Annotated in this window: 13 protein-coding genes and 1 pseudogene; 7 read left to right on the top strand and 7 right to left on the bottom strand. The window is 74.7% G+C overall.

Annotated elements, in window-relative coordinates:
- Positions 1-142 precede the first annotated feature (142 nt).
- On the top strand, positions 143-1,903 hold the full coding sequence (locus GCU69_RS34615) for a hypothetical protein (protein ID WP_156207079.1): 1,761 nt from the start codon (positions 143-145) through the stop codon (positions 1,901-1,903).
- 638 nt (positions 1,904-2,541) lie between these two features.
- Here GCU69_RS34615 and GCU69_RS23260 read toward each other — a convergent pair.
- Positions 2,542-3,384, bottom strand: coding sequence for an SDR family NAD(P)-dependent oxidoreductase (locus GCU69_RS23260; protein ID WP_156207078.1), 843 nt, complete (start codon positions 3,382-3,384; stop codon positions 2,542-2,544).
- A 446-nt stretch (positions 3,385-3,830) separates the two neighbouring features.
- Positions 3,831-5,330, bottom strand: a complete 1,500-nt coding sequence (locus GCU69_RS23255; RefSeq protein ID WP_408055840.1) for an MFS transporter — start codon at positions 5,328-5,330, stop codon at positions 3,831-3,833.
- Between the two features lie 171 nt (positions 5,331-5,501).
- On the opposite strand from GCU69_RS23255, the pseudogene GCU69_RS23250 reads away from it, so the two are divergent.
- The 3 genes and pseudogenes from GCU69_RS23250 to GCU69_RS23240 form a co-directional block, all read left to right on the top strand.
- Positions 5,502-6,155 (top strand): annotated as a pseudogene (locus tag GCU69_RS23250) (class I SAM-dependent methyltransferase); the annotation flags it as partial.
- A gap of 205 nt (positions 6,156-6,360) precedes the next feature.
- Positions 6,361-7,308, top strand: coding sequence for an N-acetylmuramoyl-L-alanine amidase (locus GCU69_RS23245; protein WP_098751676.1), 948 nt, complete (start codon positions 6,361-6,363; stop codon positions 7,306-7,308).
- A 266-nt stretch (positions 7,309-7,574) separates the two neighbouring features.
- Positions 7,575-8,450, top strand: a complete 876-nt coding sequence (locus GCU69_RS23240) for a hypothetical protein (RefSeq protein WP_098751677.1) — start codon at positions 7,575-7,577, stop codon at positions 8,448-8,450.
- 435 nt (positions 8,451-8,885) lie between these two features.
- Here the strand turns inward: GCU69_RS23240 and GCU69_RS23235 are convergent, their stop codons facing one another.
- On the bottom strand, positions 8,886-9,680 hold the full coding sequence (locus GCU69_RS23235; protein WP_156207077.1) for a maleylpyruvate isomerase family mycothiol-dependent enzyme: 795 nt from the start codon (positions 9,678-9,680) through the stop codon (positions 8,886-8,888).
- A 39-nt stretch (positions 9,681-9,719) separates the two neighbouring features.
- Positions 9,720-10,223 carry a hypothetical protein gene (locus GCU69_RS23230; protein ID WP_156207091.1) on the bottom strand — a complete coding sequence of 168 codons (504 nt, stop codon included), beginning with the start codon at positions 10,221-10,223 and terminating at the stop codon, positions 9,720-9,722.
- Positions 10,224-10,454: 231 nt separating this feature from the next.
- On the opposite strand from GCU69_RS23230, the gene GCU69_RS23225 reads away from it, so the two are divergent.
- On the top strand, positions 10,455-10,742 hold the full coding sequence (locus GCU69_RS23225; RefSeq protein WP_098751681.1) for a hypothetical protein: 288 nt from the start codon (positions 10,455-10,457) through the stop codon (positions 10,740-10,742).
- A gap of 152 nt (positions 10,743-10,894) precedes the next feature.
- Here GCU69_RS23225 and GCU69_RS23220 read toward each other — a convergent pair whose 3' ends face one another.
- The 3 genes from GCU69_RS23220 to GCU69_RS23210 all read right to left on the bottom strand — a co-directional run bounded on the left by GCU69_RS23220 (position 10,895) and on the right by GCU69_RS23210 (position 14,212).
- Entirely contained in the window at positions 10,895-11,962 is a 1,068-nt protein-coding gene (locus GCU69_RS23220) for a prenyltransferase/squalene oxidase repeat-containing protein (protein ID WP_156207076.1), read from the bottom strand.
- Positions 11,959-12,762, bottom strand: a complete 804-nt coding sequence (locus GCU69_RS23215) for a class I SAM-dependent methyltransferase (RefSeq protein WP_156207075.1) — start codon at positions 12,760-12,762, stop codon at positions 11,959-11,961. Before GCU69_RS23215 ends, GCU69_RS23220 begins: the two co-directional genes overlap by 4 nt.
- Positions 12,763-12,859: 97 nt before the next feature.
- Positions 12,860-14,212: a glycosyltransferase family 4 protein gene (locus tag GCU69_RS23210; protein ID WP_156207074.1), complete on the bottom strand. Its 1,353-nt coding sequence runs from the start codon at positions 14,210-14,212 to the stop codon at positions 12,860-12,862.
- Between the two features lie 171 nt (positions 14,213-14,383).
- Between GCU69_RS23210 and GCU69_RS23205 the strand changes: the two genes are divergently transcribed.
- Together GCU69_RS23205 and GCU69_RS23200 are read left to right on the top strand one after the other, a co-directional pair.
- On the top strand, positions 14,384-15,067 hold the full coding sequence (locus GCU69_RS23205) for a TetR family transcriptional regulator (protein WP_156207073.1): 684 nt from the start codon (positions 14,384-14,386) through the stop codon (positions 15,065-15,067).
- Between the two features lie 125 nt (positions 15,068-15,192).
- Positions 15,193-15,813 (top strand): response regulator transcription factor, encoded by a 621-nt coding sequence (locus tag GCU69_RS23200; RefSeq protein WP_306474038.1) that lies wholly within the window; start codon positions 15,193-15,195, stop codon positions 15,811-15,813.
- Positions 15,814-15,840: the final 27 nt, after the last annotated feature.

Raw genomic sequence — 15,840 nt, 5'->3', positions numbered from 1 at the left:
CGTGCGTTACGCGCGGAGCACAATCGCCCCGCCCGTTCACGACGATTCGAACGACATCCACCCGTATGCGTGAAGCGCCCCCGCTCTCATTGATCGGCCGGGAGTGCGATACCTAGGTTCGTCTGCCGGAGGTGACCGCATTATGACGGCCTGTGCCCCGGAGACCGCCGCCTGCGACAGCACGGCGACCGCCGGCGCTCCCCCGCCCGGTTCCGCCGGGCCCGGCAGCGCCGACAGCCCCGACGGCCCCGACGGCCCCGACGAACTCGAGAGCCCCGACGGCGCCGGCGCCGCGCCCCCGGCCGGCGGGGCGCCCGGCGCGGGCCGCGTGCCGGGCCCCGCGCTGACGATCGCGGCCGACGGTTCGTACGCAGCCCGGCTGCTGCCGGACCCCGGCGGCGGACTGCTCACCGAGCGCTGGACCCTGGGAGGCCCGGAGCCGTACGCGGTGCTGCTGCCCGGCGTGCGCCCGGAGGAGCCGGACAGCGAGGTGCTGCCGCTCGCCGACGGACGGGTGCTGATCCACCGCCGCTCCGGGGAACGGCACGTGTTCGCCCTGCTCTACCCGACCGGGCCCGCCACCGGGGAACTCCCCGTCGGCGGCGTCGAGTGCGAGCGGCTGCGTCTGCTGCCGCCGTCCCCCGACGGCTCCGCGGTCTACGCGCTCGCACCGGCCGGGGAGTCCACCGCCCTGTGGCGGGTGCACGGCGGCTCCTTCGGGCCGGAGCGCATCACCGACATCCCCGGCCCCTGCTCGGGCGGCGCCTGGCTGGACCGGGCCGGCCGGCTGCTGGCCCTGGACCGTACGGACTCCTCCGGCCGGACGAAGACCATCGCCGTCGACCTGGGACGGGCCGGCGAGACCAGTCCGCTGCTCCAACTCGCCGAGGACAGCGACGACCGGCTGCTGCTGGCCGACCCGGACAGCGGGCTGCTGCTCCTGCGCTCCGACGCCCCCGGCCGGGACCGGCTGGGGTGGGGCGTGCTCGGGAGCACCCGCCCGGTGCGCTTCCCCGACTCGCTGCTGGACGGACCGCCGGGCGGCGTCGCCTATACGCCGTTCGCGGCCCAGCCCGGCCAGACACTGCTCCCGGAGAGCTGCGGGGTCGCGCTGCGGACGGACGGGCCGGACGGGACCGGGGTGGCGGTGTGGCGGCCGTCCGAGGGCCGGTTGCGGCAGCTGGCCGTCCCGGAGGGCTGGCTCGCGGGGACGGGGGTGTGGACGGCGGAGGGCGAACTGCGGCTGCCGTACGCCACCGCGGACGAGCGGTGCGGGCTGGCCCGGAGCGTCGTACCGGCACGGCCGCCGGAACGGGAGACCGCGAGGAGCGGAGCGCCGGAAAGGCAGGCGGCAGGGCAGACGTGGCGCGGCCCGGCACGGGACCCGGCGCCGGAGCGGGCTCCGCACGACGGCGGGACGGAGACCGCCGGGGACGGGACGGGCACGGAGACGCTTACCGGGACGGCGGGCCCGGAGACCGTTACGGAGACGGGTGCGGAGACGGGCACCGGGACGGCCGGCCCGGAGAACGGTGTGGAGGCCGCGGACCCGGGAATCGGCCCGGTGACGGGTGCGGAGACGACGGGCGCGGGGACCGGCGCGGTGACGGGTGCGTACAGCACAGGAGCGGGAACCGGCGCGGAGTCCACGGGCGCAGGGGCCGGTGCGGAGGCCGAGGGTCCCCGAATCGGTGCGGAGGCCGAGGATCTCCGATTCGGTGCGGAGGCCGCGGGACCCTGGACCGGCGCGGAGACGGACCCGGCCGGCCCGGGGGTCGTCGCGGACACCGGAAGCGGGCCGGACGGTACCGGCCGGGGGCTGCTGGAATCGGAACGAACGCTGCCGCTGCGCCCGGTCCCGCTCCAGCAGAAACCATTGGCCACCACCGGCCGAGCCGGGTGACATTCCGATGATCGTTCCCGTTAGACTCCTCCCGGGGGCCGGCGCGTGCCGCACGACCGGTGCACCGTCGGTGACACGGGGACGGGTGTGGCCTTTCCGCCGCTGTCGTGGACGCGGGCCCCGGCGCACAGCACACGGCGATTCAACGGGGTGGAGTTCCCACATGTCCGAAGCCCGAACCGACACGACCGAGGCGCGCCCGCGGGAGGATTCCGCGCAGTCCGCCGCAGGCCGGGGCAAGCACCGGGGTCCGGCCGCGTCCGAGGACGCGCAGCGGAAGGCGACGCGGGGCAAGCACCGGCGACCGGCGTAGTTCCCGGCCGGCCGGAAGAACTGAAGAAACGACACGGCTGTGGCCGTCCGGACTCCGGTCCGGGCGGCCACAGCCGTGTCCGCGCCAGATCCGCCGTGCGATCTCCGCCCGGGCGTACGCCCCCGTCCCAAGGGCCTCTCCCGGCAGACTCTCTCCCCGCAGGCCCGCAGGCCCGCAGGCCCGTACGCCCGCAGGTCCGAAACGCCCGCAGGTCCGTACGCCCGCAGGTTCAGCCACTCCTCGACGTCGGCCGTGATGGCTTTACTCGCACGCCTGCACGCCCGCACGCCCGCGGGGACCCGGCGCCGTATCGCCCGGCCGGCCGTCAAGTGCGCAGGTACGAGGCCCCGTTGAGGTCCATCACCGTGCCGGAACTCCACCGGGCCTCCGGCGACGCGAGCCAGCGCACGGCCGCCGCGATCTCGGCCGGTTCCGCGACCCGGCCGAACGGGCTCTGCGCGCGGATCGCCTCACCCTCCGGGCCGGTCAGCCGGTGCGCGACCCGGTCGGTCTCGATGAACCCGGGCGCCACCGAGGCGACCGCGATGTCGTACGGCGCGAGGGCGACGGCGAGGGACTGGCCGAGCGCGTGCACCGCGGCCTTCGTCGCCCCGTACGCCGGATGCCCGGGCTCGCCGCGGAACGCGCCCCGGGAGCCGACGTTGACGATCCGGCCGCCCGTGCCCTGCTCGATCATGCGGTGCGCGGCACGGTGGCTCAGATGCGCGGTCGCCAGCAGATTGACGTCCACATGACGCCGCCAGGCGTCCACCCAGTCCGGGAACGCGGTGCTCTCGGGCGGATGCGGCAGATTGACGGCGGCGTTGTTCACCAGGACGTCGATGCCGCCGAGCGCCTCCCCCGCCGCGTCCGCCAGTCCGGCCGCGCCCTCCGGGTCGGCCAGGTCCGCGCCGAGCAGGACGTGCCCGTCACCGTCCAGCCCGGCGAGCGTCTTCTCGGCTTCCGCGCGCCGCGTCCCGTAGTGCACGGCGACCCGGTCCCCGTTCGCGGCGAAGGCCAGCGCCACGGCCCGGCCGAGCCCGCGCGAGGCGCCGCTGACCAGGACCCGGCGGCCGCGGGCCGGAAACGGTGGCACGGCGGCCGGTTCGGGGACCGGGGCGGCGGTGCCGGACGGGCCGGCCGAGTGGCGGGACGGGTCGGTGGGCATGCGGTGTTCCTTGTCCTCTGTTCCTGGTCACCCGGTCGTGGGTGAACCCGGTCCCCGGTGCGCCCGGTCCCTGGTGTGACCGGCCCGCGGCCCGGTGCTCCCGGTGTCCGGTACGGGTTGTCCGGGTCCGGCTGTCCGGGTCCGGCTGTTCGGTCCGGGCTGTTCGGTCCGGGCTGTTCGGTCCGGGCTGTTCGGTCCGGCCGCCCGGGGCGGGCTGCTCGAGGCGGGCTCGTCCGGTCCGGGCCGTCCGGTGCGGGCCGTCCGGTGCGGGCCGTCCGGACCGGGGCGGTCACGGGCGGTCCGGTCGCGCGGTCCGGTCGCGCGTTCTTGTCCTGCGGTCCGGCGCGGTCCGTTCGTCTCGCCGGTCCGTCGTCTCGCCGGTCCGTTCGTCTCGCCGGTCCGGGCGGCCGGGTGCCTCCACGGGGCCCAACTCTACGAGCGGACGCTCACGTCGACACGACCCGGCGTGCCGCTTCCGCCGGTTTCCCGCCCGGCCGCGACGCCGTCCCGGCCCTCGGCAGCAGCGCGACCAGCAGCGTGCCGGCCAGCAGGAAGCAGGCGGCGACCCGGAAGGCGTAGGCGTAACCGTCGGCCAGTGCCTCGGGGCCCGCTGCGCCGGACGCGGCGGCGGAGGCGATCCGGTCGGCCGCGGCGGTCGCCAGGATCGACAGTCCGAGCGCGCCGCCGACCGTCCGCGCGGTGTTCACCAGGCCCGACACCGCGCCCATCTCCCCGGCGGCGACCCCCGAGGTGGCCACGGAGGCGAGCGGGGTCATCAGCAGGCCCGCGCCGAAGGACATCAGCACGGCGGGCCCCAGCACCGTGCGGAGGAAGGTGCCGTCGGCCCCCATGGTGCTCTGCCAGCCGAAGCCCGCCACCGCCAGCAGCCCGCCGACGGCGATGAGCGTGCGCGGCTCGATCCGGTTCATCAGCCGGGGCGCCAGCTGGGAGCCGATGATGATGGAGAGGGTGTGCGGCAGGAAGGCGCAGCCGGCCTCGACGGGGCTGAACCCGAGGACGTTCTGCAGATAGAGCGACATGAAGTACCACATCGCGAAGAAGCCGGTGCCGCAGACGAAGAAGACCGTGTTCGCCGTCCACACCGAGCGGACCCGGAAGAGCCGGAGCGGCATCAGCGGTTCCGCCGACCGCGCCTCGACGGCGGTGAACGCGGCGATTCCGGCCAGTCCGCCCAGCAGCGGCAGCAGCGAGGCCGAGTCCGTCCAGCCGTGCGCCTCGGTCTGCGCGATCCCGTACGCCACGGCGCCGACGCTCGCCGTCACCAGCACGGCGCCCGGCAGGTCCAGCCGCCGCGGGACGGCCCGTTCCCGGCGCTCGGTGAGCCAGAGCGCGGTGCCGGCCAGGACCAGCGCGCCCACCGGAACGTTGATGAGCAGCACCCAGCGCCAGCCGAGCGCGTCGGTGAGCAGCCCGCCGACGAGGCCGCCCGCCGCGCCGCCGCCGGTTCCGACGGCCGTCCACAGCCCGATGGCCCGCACCCGGGCCGGGCCCTCGGGGAAGGAGGTGGTGAGGATGGTGAGCGTCGACGGGGCGAGCACGGCCGCTCCGACGCCCTGCACCACCCGGGCCGCGATCAGCTGCCACGGCTCCTGGGCGAGGCCGCCCGCGAGGCTGGCGGCGGTGAACAGCCCGAGCCCGGTGAGGAAGACCTGCTTGCGCCCGAAGAGATCCGCGGCCCGCCCGCCGAGCAGCATGAACCCGGCGAAGGTGATGGTGTAGGCGTTGGCCACCCACTGGAGTCCGCTCTCGTCGAGCCCGAGGCTTCTGCGGACGGACGGCAGCGCGACGTTGACGACGGAGACGTCGAGGACGACCAGGAACTGACCGGCGCAGGCGGCCACCAGGGCGGCCCACACGGCGGGTTCCCGCCGGCCGGTCTCGGCGGCCTGTCCTGGCACGGGGGTGGGCTTCTCCATGCCCGCCATGCTCTCGTCATGACCGTCACGCTGCATCCCCATTACGAATGAGCCCGATTGGTCCGGTGGTCCTCGTCCGGGAGTACCGGACCGGCCCCTCGGCCACCGCCCCGGGCGCCCCGCCGCCGAGCCGGTCCGGCAGCATGGGCGGGCACAGCGCGGCACGAACAGAGGAAACCGATGGGTACGCAGGGTACGCAGTCGCATCTCCAGGCCCGGCCGGACGAGGACGTCCTGGCCGCGTTCGAGGCGGCCAAGGGCTTCATGCCCGCCGACGAGGGGCTCGCCCTGTACGCCGCCGCGGTCGGGGCCGCCGCGCTCGGGCTGCCGCTGCTGGAGGTCGGCACCTACTGCGGCCGGTCGACCGTGCTGCTGGCCGCCGCGGCCCGGGACGCGGGAACCGTCGCCGTCACCGTCGACCACCACCGCGGGTCGGAGGAGCAGCAGCCCGGGTGGGAGTACCACGACCCGGAGACCGTCGACCCGGAGACCGGTCGGATGGACACGCTGCCCGCCTTCCGCCGCACCCTGTTCGCGGCCGGGCTGGAGGAGCACGTCGTCGCGGTCGTCGGCCGCTCGCCGCGGGTGGCGGCGCTGTGGGGGCGGCCGCTGGGCCTGGTGTTCGTCGACGGCGGCCACACCGACGAGCACGCGAACGCCGACTACGAGGGCTGGACGCCGCATCTGGCGCCCGGCGGGCTCCTCGTCATCCACGACGTGTTCCCCGATCCGGCGGACGGCGGCCGGGCACCGTACCGGATCTACCGACGGGCCCTGGACTCGGGCGGGTTCACCGAGATCTCGGCCACCCGCTCGCTGCGGGTGCTGCGGCGGGCGACCGCCGAGGAGAGGACGGCGACCGGCACGGAGAGGGCGGCGGCAGGCGCGCAGGGGACAGCGGCCGGCACGGAGGGGACAGCGACAGGCGCGCAGGAGGCGGCGACCGGCACCGAGGGGACGGCAGCAGGCACCGAGAGGACGGCAGCAGGCGCGCAGGGGGCGGCGGCCGGCGCGGGACGGCACGGATAGCATCGCGGGCGTGTCCAACGGCAGCAGCCCCTCGTCCCCCCGCCGCCTCCGCGGCGCCGTCGCCGTCACCTGCACCGTGCTGGTCCCGGCCTGCGTCGTGGGCGGGCTCGTGTGGCAGTCCCTGGGCGGGGACGGCGCCCGGGGCGGTGACGGCGGCCCGTCGTCGGCCGGGAGCCGCGGCACCGCGGAGCCGGGCGGTCCCGCGGACGGGGCGGACGGGCGGCCGCCGGGCTCCGCCCCGCCGAGCGGCGAGCCGGACGCCGGGAAGCCGCTGGCCGGGAAGGTGGTCGTCGTCGACCCGGGCCACAACCCGGGCAACCGCGACCACCCGCGCGAGATCAACGCGTCCGTGGACATCGGTACGAACAGCAAGGCCTGTGACACCACCGGTACGGCGACGAACGACGGTTACGCGGAAGCGGAGTTCACCCTCGACGTCGCCCGCCGCATCCGGACGATCCTGGAGAAGCAGGGCGCCGAGGTGCGGCTGACGCACGACGACGACCGGCCGTACGGGCCCTGTGTGGACGAGCGGGCGGCGATCGGCAACAAGGCGGACGCGGACGCCGCCGTGTCCGTCCACGCGGACGGTTCGGGAGCGGGGAACCGCGGCTTCCACGTGATCCTCCCCGGAGCCGTCAAGGAGGGCGGCGCGGACACCCGCGCGATCGTCGGACCCTCGCGCGAGCTGGGCGAGCGCATCGCGGGACGGTTCGTGCGCGAGACCGGCAGCGAGCCCTCCAATTACATCGGCGGGGGCACCGGCTTGGATGTACGCTCCGACCTCGGCGGGCTCAACCTGTCCGAGGTTCCCAAGGTGTTCGTCGAGTGCGGCAACATGCGGGACCCGCAGGACGCCGAGCGGCTGACCAGCGCCGAGTGGCGGCAGAGCGCGGCCCGGGGCATCGCGGACGGCATCGCGCTCCATCTGGGCGCGGCCGCCGGCAAGGACTTCTGAGAACGGCCCGGCACCGGGGAGGAGCGGGGGAACCGGAGCACGGGCAGCACGGGGCCGGCAAGGACCACGGGGACGACGGGGGAAGGGGGAGAAAGCATCAGCCCGTATCGGCAAAGCGGGGAAAACGGTGTCACTGTGACCCGGCGAACACCCCGGGCCACCGGGCGATAGATTCATCCGTACGATGGGTGGCCACCCCCGCGCCAGTGCCACCCGCGTCACGGCGGCAGCAACGACACCCACGAGACTGAGACGAAGGACCTTACGTGAACATCCGCTCCCTCACTCGAGGCGACGGCGTGGTGATCGGAGCAGCGGTGTTGCTGTTCATCGCCTCGTTCCTGGATTTCTATTCCGTCGACTGCGAAGGCGAGTTCTGCAACTCCGACGACATTCCCAGCGCGTGGGAGAGTGAACTCTTCCCGGTGCTGCCGTCGGTCTTCCTCGCCGGCATCATCGCGGCCGCGCTGGTCGTCGCCTCGCGCTTCCTGCCCGCGGGCCGGAAGCTCGTCGGCCTGTCCCTCGACCAGTGGGGCACCGCGCTGGCCGTGTTCTCCGCCTGGTCGGCCCTGTGGGTGCTGTTCGACGGACCGCTGCGGAGCGCCGAGCAGGTGAGCCTGGGGCTCGCCCCGATCCTGGCGTTCCTCGCGACGCTGGCGCTGGCCGCGGGTGCCGTCCTCGGCCAGACCCTGCCGGCTCTCAAGGCCCCGCTGCTGGGCGCCCCGAAGCCGCCCGCCCCGTCGCCGTACGGTGCCGGCCCGGGCCAGGGCTACGGCTACCCCGGTGCGCAGCAGCCCGGCTACGGCTACCCGGGCGGCCCGCAGCAGGGTCAGCCCGCGCCGGGCGGCCAGCAGCCGTACGGCGCCCAGCCGGGCCAGCCGCAGGCCGCCGGTGCCACGGCGGCTCCGGGCCCGCAGGGCGGTCAGCCCGGTGCGCCGGGCGGCGAGTTCGCCCCGTTCTGGTTCGCGGTTCCGGTGGCCCGGCCGCTGTTCGCGGAGGACGGTTCGCCGAACCCGGTCGCGGAGCTGGCCCCCGGCACCTGGTACCTGGCGGTCGAGCAGCGCGGCCAGGCGCTGGTCGCCCAGACCCAGGACGGCCGCCGGGGTGTCCTCCAGGACACCTCGGGCATCCAGCGCGGCTGACCGCACGGTCCGCTCGGGCGCCCCAGGCGTATCCGGCCCCCGCCCGTCACGGGCGGGGGCCTCGTCGTGTCCCGGCCGCCGGGGCGGGCGTGCCGGCCGGCCGTGCCGAGTGCCATCCCGGCCCCTCCGGGCACCGTCCGGTGTCTTCCCGCGCCGCCCGGCGTCCCTCCGGTGCCGCCGCCGGGTCCTCCAGGGCCACGCCCGGCGTCTTCCCGTGCCGCCGCCCGCCCACCGGGCCGCGCCCGGTTCCTCCCGCGGTGTCTCCCCGGTGCCGCCCCGGTGCCGACCTGCCGCTCAGGCGTTCGCCCGGTGCCGGCCCCTCCTCGCTGTCCGCCCGGCTACGCCCCGCTGTCCGCCCGGAATCTCCCCGTTGTCTGCCCGCTGTCTCCCGGCTGTCCGCCCCCTGTCCGGCGGGCCCCGCCCGGCCTCCCCGTATCAGGCGAACTTCGCCCGCTCCAGCCAGAAGTCCAGCGTCTCGCGGTCGCCGAGCAGTTCCACGCGGTCGCTGTCCGGGCTCAGCCGGCGCTGGAAGACCAGCAGGAGATCCGTGAGCGGCCCGCGCAGCGCGGTGTCGGCCCGGCCGTGGACCCGCTGCCAGCTGAGGTCCTGCCCGCCGAAGCGGATCAGCCACTCGGCGCCGAGACCGGCCGGGGTGTCGGTGGCGTGCAGGTGGATGCTGCGGGCGGGGCCGTCGCGCAGTTCGGCGATCTCCGGGTCGTGCCCGGCGGCGGCCGGGGAGCCGACGATCTCCAGCCATTCGTCGACGGTGTCGGCCGCGAGGTCCGGGTCGACCGGATACGGCTGTCCGGTGGCGATCGCGGCGTCCGCGCGGTGGACCAGGGTCTCGTGGGCCATCCGCCGGGCCCAGAATCCGGCGTGCTGCGCCCAGGGGGCCCAGGACCACACGGGGGCGTCCGGCCCGGCCTCGCGGAGGGTCGTGGCGAGCCGGGCCGCGCCGTCGGCCAGCCAGGCGCCGAGCGCTCCGGCCGTGTCACCGGTCGGTTCGATGTCCGGTACGTCCTTCTCCGGGACGTCCTCCTTCGCCCGGGTGCGGACCAGGGTCTCGGACCAGCGGTGTGCCCCGCCGACGTGCACCAGCAGGTCGCGCAGGGACCATTCGGGGCAGGCCGGGACCCGGGTGTCGAGCGCGGCGCCGTCGCACGCAGTCAGCAGCCGGCTCGTCTGCCGTTCGATCTCCGTGCAGAACCGGTCGTGCGCAAGGGATGTCATGGCCGAACCCTAGGCAGCGCGCGACCGCGGCGGTATCGATTATCCGCGCAGTTCGGAGAGCGAGGGGACGTTGTCCTTCACCTCGGCGCCGGCCTTCCTGCCCGCCTCCTTGACGTTGTCGACGACCTTCTGGACCGTGTCGACCTCGCTCTTGTTCACGTCGCCGTCCTTGAGCTTCTGCGGCAGCCCCTTGAGGTCCTTGACGCTCTGGTCGATCGGCTCGACGGCCTTCTTCAGATCCGGGTCGTTGCGGGCGTTCTTCAGCGCGGCCTGGAGCCGGTTGTAGGTGAAGCCCCCGGCGAGACCGGCCTTGAGCATCGCCCCGGTACGGCCGTCGGCGCCCTTCTTGAACTTGCCCTCGCGGAACGGCTTGACGATCCACTGGTGCGCGGCGCCCGCCGCGAGTCCCGCGTTGGCGGCGAACTTCGCCTTGTCCCCCTTCTTGCCCCCGTCACCGGTGCCGGCGGACCCGCCGCCGGACTCGTCACCGCCGCAGGCAGCCGTGCCGGCCAGCAGGGCACAGGCGAGCAGCGCCGCCGGCAGCCGCCGGCCCCCCGGAGGTCCGCCGCGGCGGTCGGCGGGGACGCGGAAGAGCGCACCGTACGGGCCGGGACGGAAGGGGGCGGGAGTCGGCACGGCGGACCTCCGGAGGGCCGGGGGCCGGGGCCCGCGGCGGGACGGCAGTTGAGCGCAGCCTCCCCCGGGCGGCGGGGCGCCGCGAGCGGGGGCGGTCCATCCGGGTTTCCGCCCCGCGGAAGCGGCAAGACGCGGGGCATGAGCAGACGATCGGGAAGCAATGCCGCGGCCACCGCCATCGCTCTGGTGGCCGATGTCGCCGCGGCGATTCTGGCCCTGTGGATCCTGATGTACTGGCTCGACGCCAACCGGGCCAACGACCTGGTGAGCTTCGTCCAGGACGCGGCCCGCTGGCTGGCGGGCTGGTCGTACGACCTGTTCACGATGGACACCGACTGGCTGCGGGTGCTGCTGAACTACGGGCTGCCCGCCGTGGTGTACCTCTTCATCGGGCACGCCCTGGCACTGCGGATCCGCCGGGCCTGACAAGCACCGGCGGCCTGACAGGCACCGGTCGGCCTGGACGAGCCCCGGAGGGCCTCACGAGCCCCGGAGGGCCTGACGAGCACAGTCAGGACCGGCAGCGCCGGCAGGACCGGCAGGACCGGCAGGACCGGTGGAAACGAGCCGGGCCGCCGTCAGCAGCAGTCCGGTTCGAGTCCGGCGGGCAGCCGCTCGCCGCCGAAGACGGCCGTGGTCGCCTCGTCCCCGCCGAGGGCGGCCACGGCCAGCAGCACCGAGCCGGCCGTCCAGGCAGTCTGTTCCTCCGGCCAGACGGCGTCGTCCTCGAAGACGTAGCCCGTCCAGTACATGCCGTTGTCGGCGCGCAGGTGCCCGATCCACTTCAGGATGTCCAGCGCACGGTCGGACTCCCCCGTCGCCCAGAGGGCCAGGGCCAGTTCGGCGCTCTCGCCGCCGGTCACCCACGGGTTGGGCAGCACGCAGCGCACGCCGAGGCCGGGAACGACGAACCGGTCCCAGCCCTCGTCGATCCGCTCCCGGGCGGCCTGTCCGGTCAGCGCGCCGCCGAGCACCGGGTAGTACCAGTCCATGGAGTAGCGGCCCTTGTCGAGGAACCGTTCGGGGTGCCGGCGGATCGCGTGGGCCAGCCAGCCGGCGGCCAGCTCCCAGTCCGGCTGCGGCTCCTCGCGGTGCTCGGCGACGGCCAGGGCGCAGCGCAGCGCCTGGTGGATCGAGGACGAGCCGGTGAGCAGCGCGTCGGGCACGGGAGTGCCGTCGTCCTCCCGTTTCCAGCCGATCTGCCCGCCGGGCTGCTGGAGGGCGAGGACGAACTCGACGGCGGCGAAGACGACGGGCCACATCCGGTCGAGGAAGGTGTCGTCGCCGGTGGCGAGGTAGTGGTGCCAGACCCCGACGGCGACGTAGGCGCAGAAGTTGCTCTCCCGGCCGCGGTCGGTCGGGGCGAGGGGGTCGCCGTCGGCGTAGGCGGCGTACCAGGAACCGTCGGGCAGTTGGTGGTCGGCGAGCCAGCGGTACGCGGCCTCGGCGCGCTCGTGTTCGCCGGCCGCGTCGAGGGCCATGGCGGCCTCGACGTGGTCCCAGGGGTCGAGGTGGTGTCCGGTGAACCACGGGATGGCGCCGTCCGCGCGCTGGAGGGCGGCGATCCCGGCGACGGTGACGGCGGCCTCCTCGGCGGTGAGGACACCGGGCAGGACGAGCCGCTCGGTACGGCCGGGGCTCGTCACGCGCCGGCCCCGGCGGAGGCACCGTCGGCCGCGGAAGCGCCGTCGGCCTCGGAGGCACGGTCGGCGAACGGGGCGCCGAGCGACGGGGTGTGCGGCTTGGTGGCGTACGCGACGAAGCTCTTGCCGATCAGCGGGTCGAGGGCGCGCTCGGCGAGCCGGGTCGCGAGGGGCTTCTTCATGATGTCCCAGACCAGCAGCTTGTGGTAAGCGCGCACCGGCAGGGCCTTGTCGTTGTCGACGCCGAAGGCGCACTTGAGCCACCAGTAGGGCGAGTGCAGGCCGTGTGCGTGGTGCGTGCCGTACGGCCGGAGCCCGGCCTCGCGCATCTTGCGGAGCAGTTCGGCGGCGCGGTAGATGCGGATGTGGCCGCCCTCGACCTCGTGATAGGCGTCCGAGAGCGCCCAGCAGACCTTCTCCGGCCCGTAGCGGGGCACGGTGACCGCGATCCGGCCGCCGGGCCGCAGCACCCGCACCATCTCGGCGAGCACACCCTTGTCGTCGGGGATGTGCTCCATGACCTCGGAGATGATGACGACGTCGAAGCTGTCGTCGGGGAAGGGCAGGGCCAGCGCGTCCCCCTCCATGGCGGTGGCGGTGGCACCGGCCGGGACCTCGCCCGCCTCCTTCATGGCGGCGAACCAGCCGGCGACCTCGCGGATCTCCTCGGCGTTGCGGTCGAGCGCGACGACGTGCGCGCCGCGGCGGTAGCACTCGAAGGCGTGCCGGCCGCCGCCGCAGCCGAGATCGAGCACGCGGTCGCCTGCGGCGAGCGGGAACCGGGAGAAGTCGACGGTCAGCACTCGGGGTCTGCCTGCTTTCTGTGGTTCGGGAGAGGCCGTGATCGAAGGTGCGGTCGGGGGTGGTCACCGCCGCGCCGGCGCGGGCCGGCGCGGACGGTCAGGCCCGGGACCGGGCGCCCGCGGCGGCGCCCTGCCGCGCTATGGCCTCGCGGTACCGGTCGGCGGTGCCGCGGGCGGCCTGGGCCCAGGTGAAGCGGCTCAGCACCCGCTCCCGTCCGGACCGGCCGAGCCGGCGGCGCAGCTCCGGTCCGCCGACCGGGTCGAGGAGCCGGCCGAGGGCGGCGGACAGCGCGCCCGCGTCCCCGGGCGGCACCGCGAGGCAGGTCTCGCCGTCGGGGCCGGCGACCTCCGGGATGGCGCCGCCGGTGGTGGCGACGAGCGGGGTGCCGGTGGCCATGGCCTCGGCCGCCGGCAGCGAGAAGCCCTCGTAGAGCGAGGGCACACAGGCGACCTGGGCGCCGCGCACGAGACGTACCAGCTCGGTGTCGCTGATGCCCTTGACGAACTCGACGGCGTCCCCGAGGCCGTGGCGCTCGATGGCGGCGGCGACGGGGCCGTCCTCGGCGCGCTTGCCGACGACGACGAGATGCGCGTCGGGCCGTTCGGTACGGAGCTTGGCGAGCGCCTCGACCAGGTGCACCAGGCCCTTGAGCGGCACGTCCGCGCTGGAGGTGGTCACGATCCGGCCGGGGATCTCGGGGACGGCCGGGTCCGGGGAGAAGAGCCGGGTGTCGGCGCCGATCGGGACGACGTGGATCCGGTCCTCGCGCACGCCGAGGTGGTCGACGATCTCCTGCCGGGAGGAACCGGAGACGGTGAGCACGGTCGGCAGCCGCCGGGCGACCCGCTTCTGCATGCGGGTGAAGCCGTACCAGCGGCGCACCGACATGCGGCGGCGCCTGCTGTCCGCGGCGGCGAGGTCCAGCTGCCGGTCGACGGTGACGGGGTGGTGGACGGTGGTGACGAGCGGGGCGCCGATCCGGCCGGGGCCGCCGAGGAGCCCGTAGCCCAGGGTCTGGTTGTCGTGGACGACGTCGAAGTCGCCGCGGCGGGCGGCGAGGTGGCGGCGGGCGCGCAGGCTGAAGGTGAGCGGTTCGGGGAAGCCGCCGGTCCACATCGTGGCGACCTCCAGGGCGTCGACCCAGTCGCGGTACTCCCCCCGCTTCGGGGTGCGGAAGGGGTCGGGCTGCCGGTAGAGGTCGAGGCTGGGCAGCTCGGTGAGGGTGACGCCGCCGTCGAGGACCGGGTACGGCTGGGCGCCGATGACCTCGACGGAGTGGCCGAGGGCCGCCAGCTCCCGGGAGAGGTGCCGTACGTAGACGCCCTGGCCGCCGCAGAAAGGATTCCCTTTGTAGGTCAGCAGGGCGATCCGGAGCGGGCGGTCGCCGTCGGCCGCGGCCGGGCCGGTGGAGGGGCTCGGCGTGGCTGCCGGTGCGGCCTCAGCGGACACTTGCGGCCCCCTTCTCGCTTGCGTTCTGCGGGAGCGTAATCGCTCGCGCTAATCTAGAACAAGTTTCAGACTTGATCGTTCACCGTCCGACGAGCTTCGAATCTACCGGCAGGTAGCCAGGGGCGCAGATCGGGATCGGGTGATTCGCGCCACGGACCGGGACGGGGGCCCATGAGCGAGGAAGCGAAGCCTGGCGGCCCGCCGCTGACCGCGCGGCAGGAGGAGCGGCGGCGGCGCATCCTGGAGGCCGCCGTCCGGCTGGCCAGCGACGGCGGCTTCGACGCGGTGCAGATGCGTGAGGTCGCCGAGCGGTCCGGGGTCGCGCTCGGCACCCTCTACCGCTACTTCCCCTCCAAGATCCATCTGCTGGTCGCGACCCTGCGGGGCGAGCTGGGCCGGCTGCACGAGACGCTGCGCGAACGCCCGCCGGAGGATCCCGACCCGGCGGCCCGGGTGACGGGGACGCTGCTGCGGGCCTTCGGTGCCATGCGCCGCGAGCCGCGGCTCGCGGACGCCATGATGCGGGCCCTCACCTTCGCCGACCGGTCGGTGACGGACGAGGTCGACGCGGTGTCCCGGCTGACGACCGCCATCATCCTGGACGCGGTCGGGCTCGACGGGCCGCCCACGGCCGAGCAGCTCTCCGCGGTGCGGGTGGTCGAGTACACCTGGCACGCCACCGTCGTCGGCCGGCTGTCCGGCCGCGTCTCCGAGGACCGGGTGCGCACGGACCTGGAGACGGCGGGACGGCTCATCGCCCGTACGGTTCCCGCCGGGAGCCGCGCCGACAACCGCGCCGGGAGCGCGCCGGGCGCGGAGGACGGCGCTCGGCGCCGACTACAGCGCCGGGCGTAGCGCAGTTGCGCTTCGAAGACGGTGAGGAACCAGTTCCCTTACTCCTGTGACGGGCACCCGTTCATGTGAAGGTCCGACAGTTCTGCGAACAAGCGGTGTGGATCCGTTTGGAGGAATTGGAGAAAGTGATCCGGGTACTTCTCGTCCACGACACCGGCCTGCTGAGATCCGCGCTGGCCGCGCTGCTGGGTAAAGAGGGGGATTTCGACGTGGCTTCCGCCACCTGGGAAACGATCGCACTGTGGGCCCGGTCCCTGCGGCCGGAAGTCTTCGTGGTCGACGCGGACGATCCGTCGCCGGGCGGCGCGCCGCCGGCCGAAGAGCGCGTCGGCACTCTGAAGGGAGCCGTCCGGAACGCCGCGTGCGGCGCGTCGCTGCTCGCCCTGGTCAGCCCCGGCTGCCCGGGGCTCCGTCGCGCCTTCGACGCGGGGGCGCTGGGCTTCGTCAACAAGAACTCGACCCCGCAGCGATTAGTCGAGGGCGTGCGCAAGGTCTCCCGGGGCGAGCGGTTCGTGGACGAATCGCTCGCCTTCGGTTTTCTCGAGGCCGCGAAGATGCCGTTGACGCCGCGTGAGCTGAGCGTTCTCTCGCTCGCCGCCGGCGGCGCGCCGATCTCCGAGATCGCGGAGAATCTGCACCTGTGCAAGGGGACGGTGCGGAACTACATGGCAGCGGTGATCCGCAAGACGGGAGCGCGCAACCGGGTCGACGCCATCCGGATCTCCCAGGGGGCCGGCTGGGTGTAGGGGGGACGAGGACTTCGGGGAGGGGCA

This window comes from Streptomyces lycii, from assembly GCF_009735685.1.
Taxonomy (GTDB): domain Bacteria; phylum Actinomycetota; class Actinomycetes; order Streptomycetales; family Streptomycetaceae; genus Streptomyces; species Streptomyces lycii.
Note: the sequence above shows the minus strand (reverse complement) of the source record. Positions and strands in the feature narration are given on the sequence as shown.

Coding starts and splice junctions, on each gene's coding strand:
- GCU69_RS34615 (WP_156207079.1), top strand. CDS start 143: ATGACGGCCTGTGCCCCGGAGACCGCCGCCTGCGACAGCACGGCGACC.
- GCU69_RS23235 (WP_156207077.1), bottom strand. CDS start 9,680: ATGACATCCCTTGCGCACGACCGGTTCTGCACGGAGATCGAACGGCAG.
- GCU69_RS23205 (WP_156207073.1), top strand. CDS start 14,384: ATGAGCGAGGAAGCGAAGCCTGGCGGCCCGCCGCTGACCGCGCGGCAG.
- GCU69_RS23260 (WP_156207078.1), bottom strand. CDS start 3,384: ATGCCCACCGACCCGTCCCGCCACTCGGCCGGCCCGTCCGGCACCGCC.
- GCU69_RS23255 (WP_408055840.1), bottom strand. CDS start 5,330: ATGGCGGGCATGGAGAAGCCCACCCCCGTGCCAGGACAGGCCGCCGAG.
- GCU69_RS23225 (WP_098751681.1), top strand. CDS start 10,455: ATGAGCAGACGATCGGGAAGCAATGCCGCGGCCACCGCCATCGCTCTG.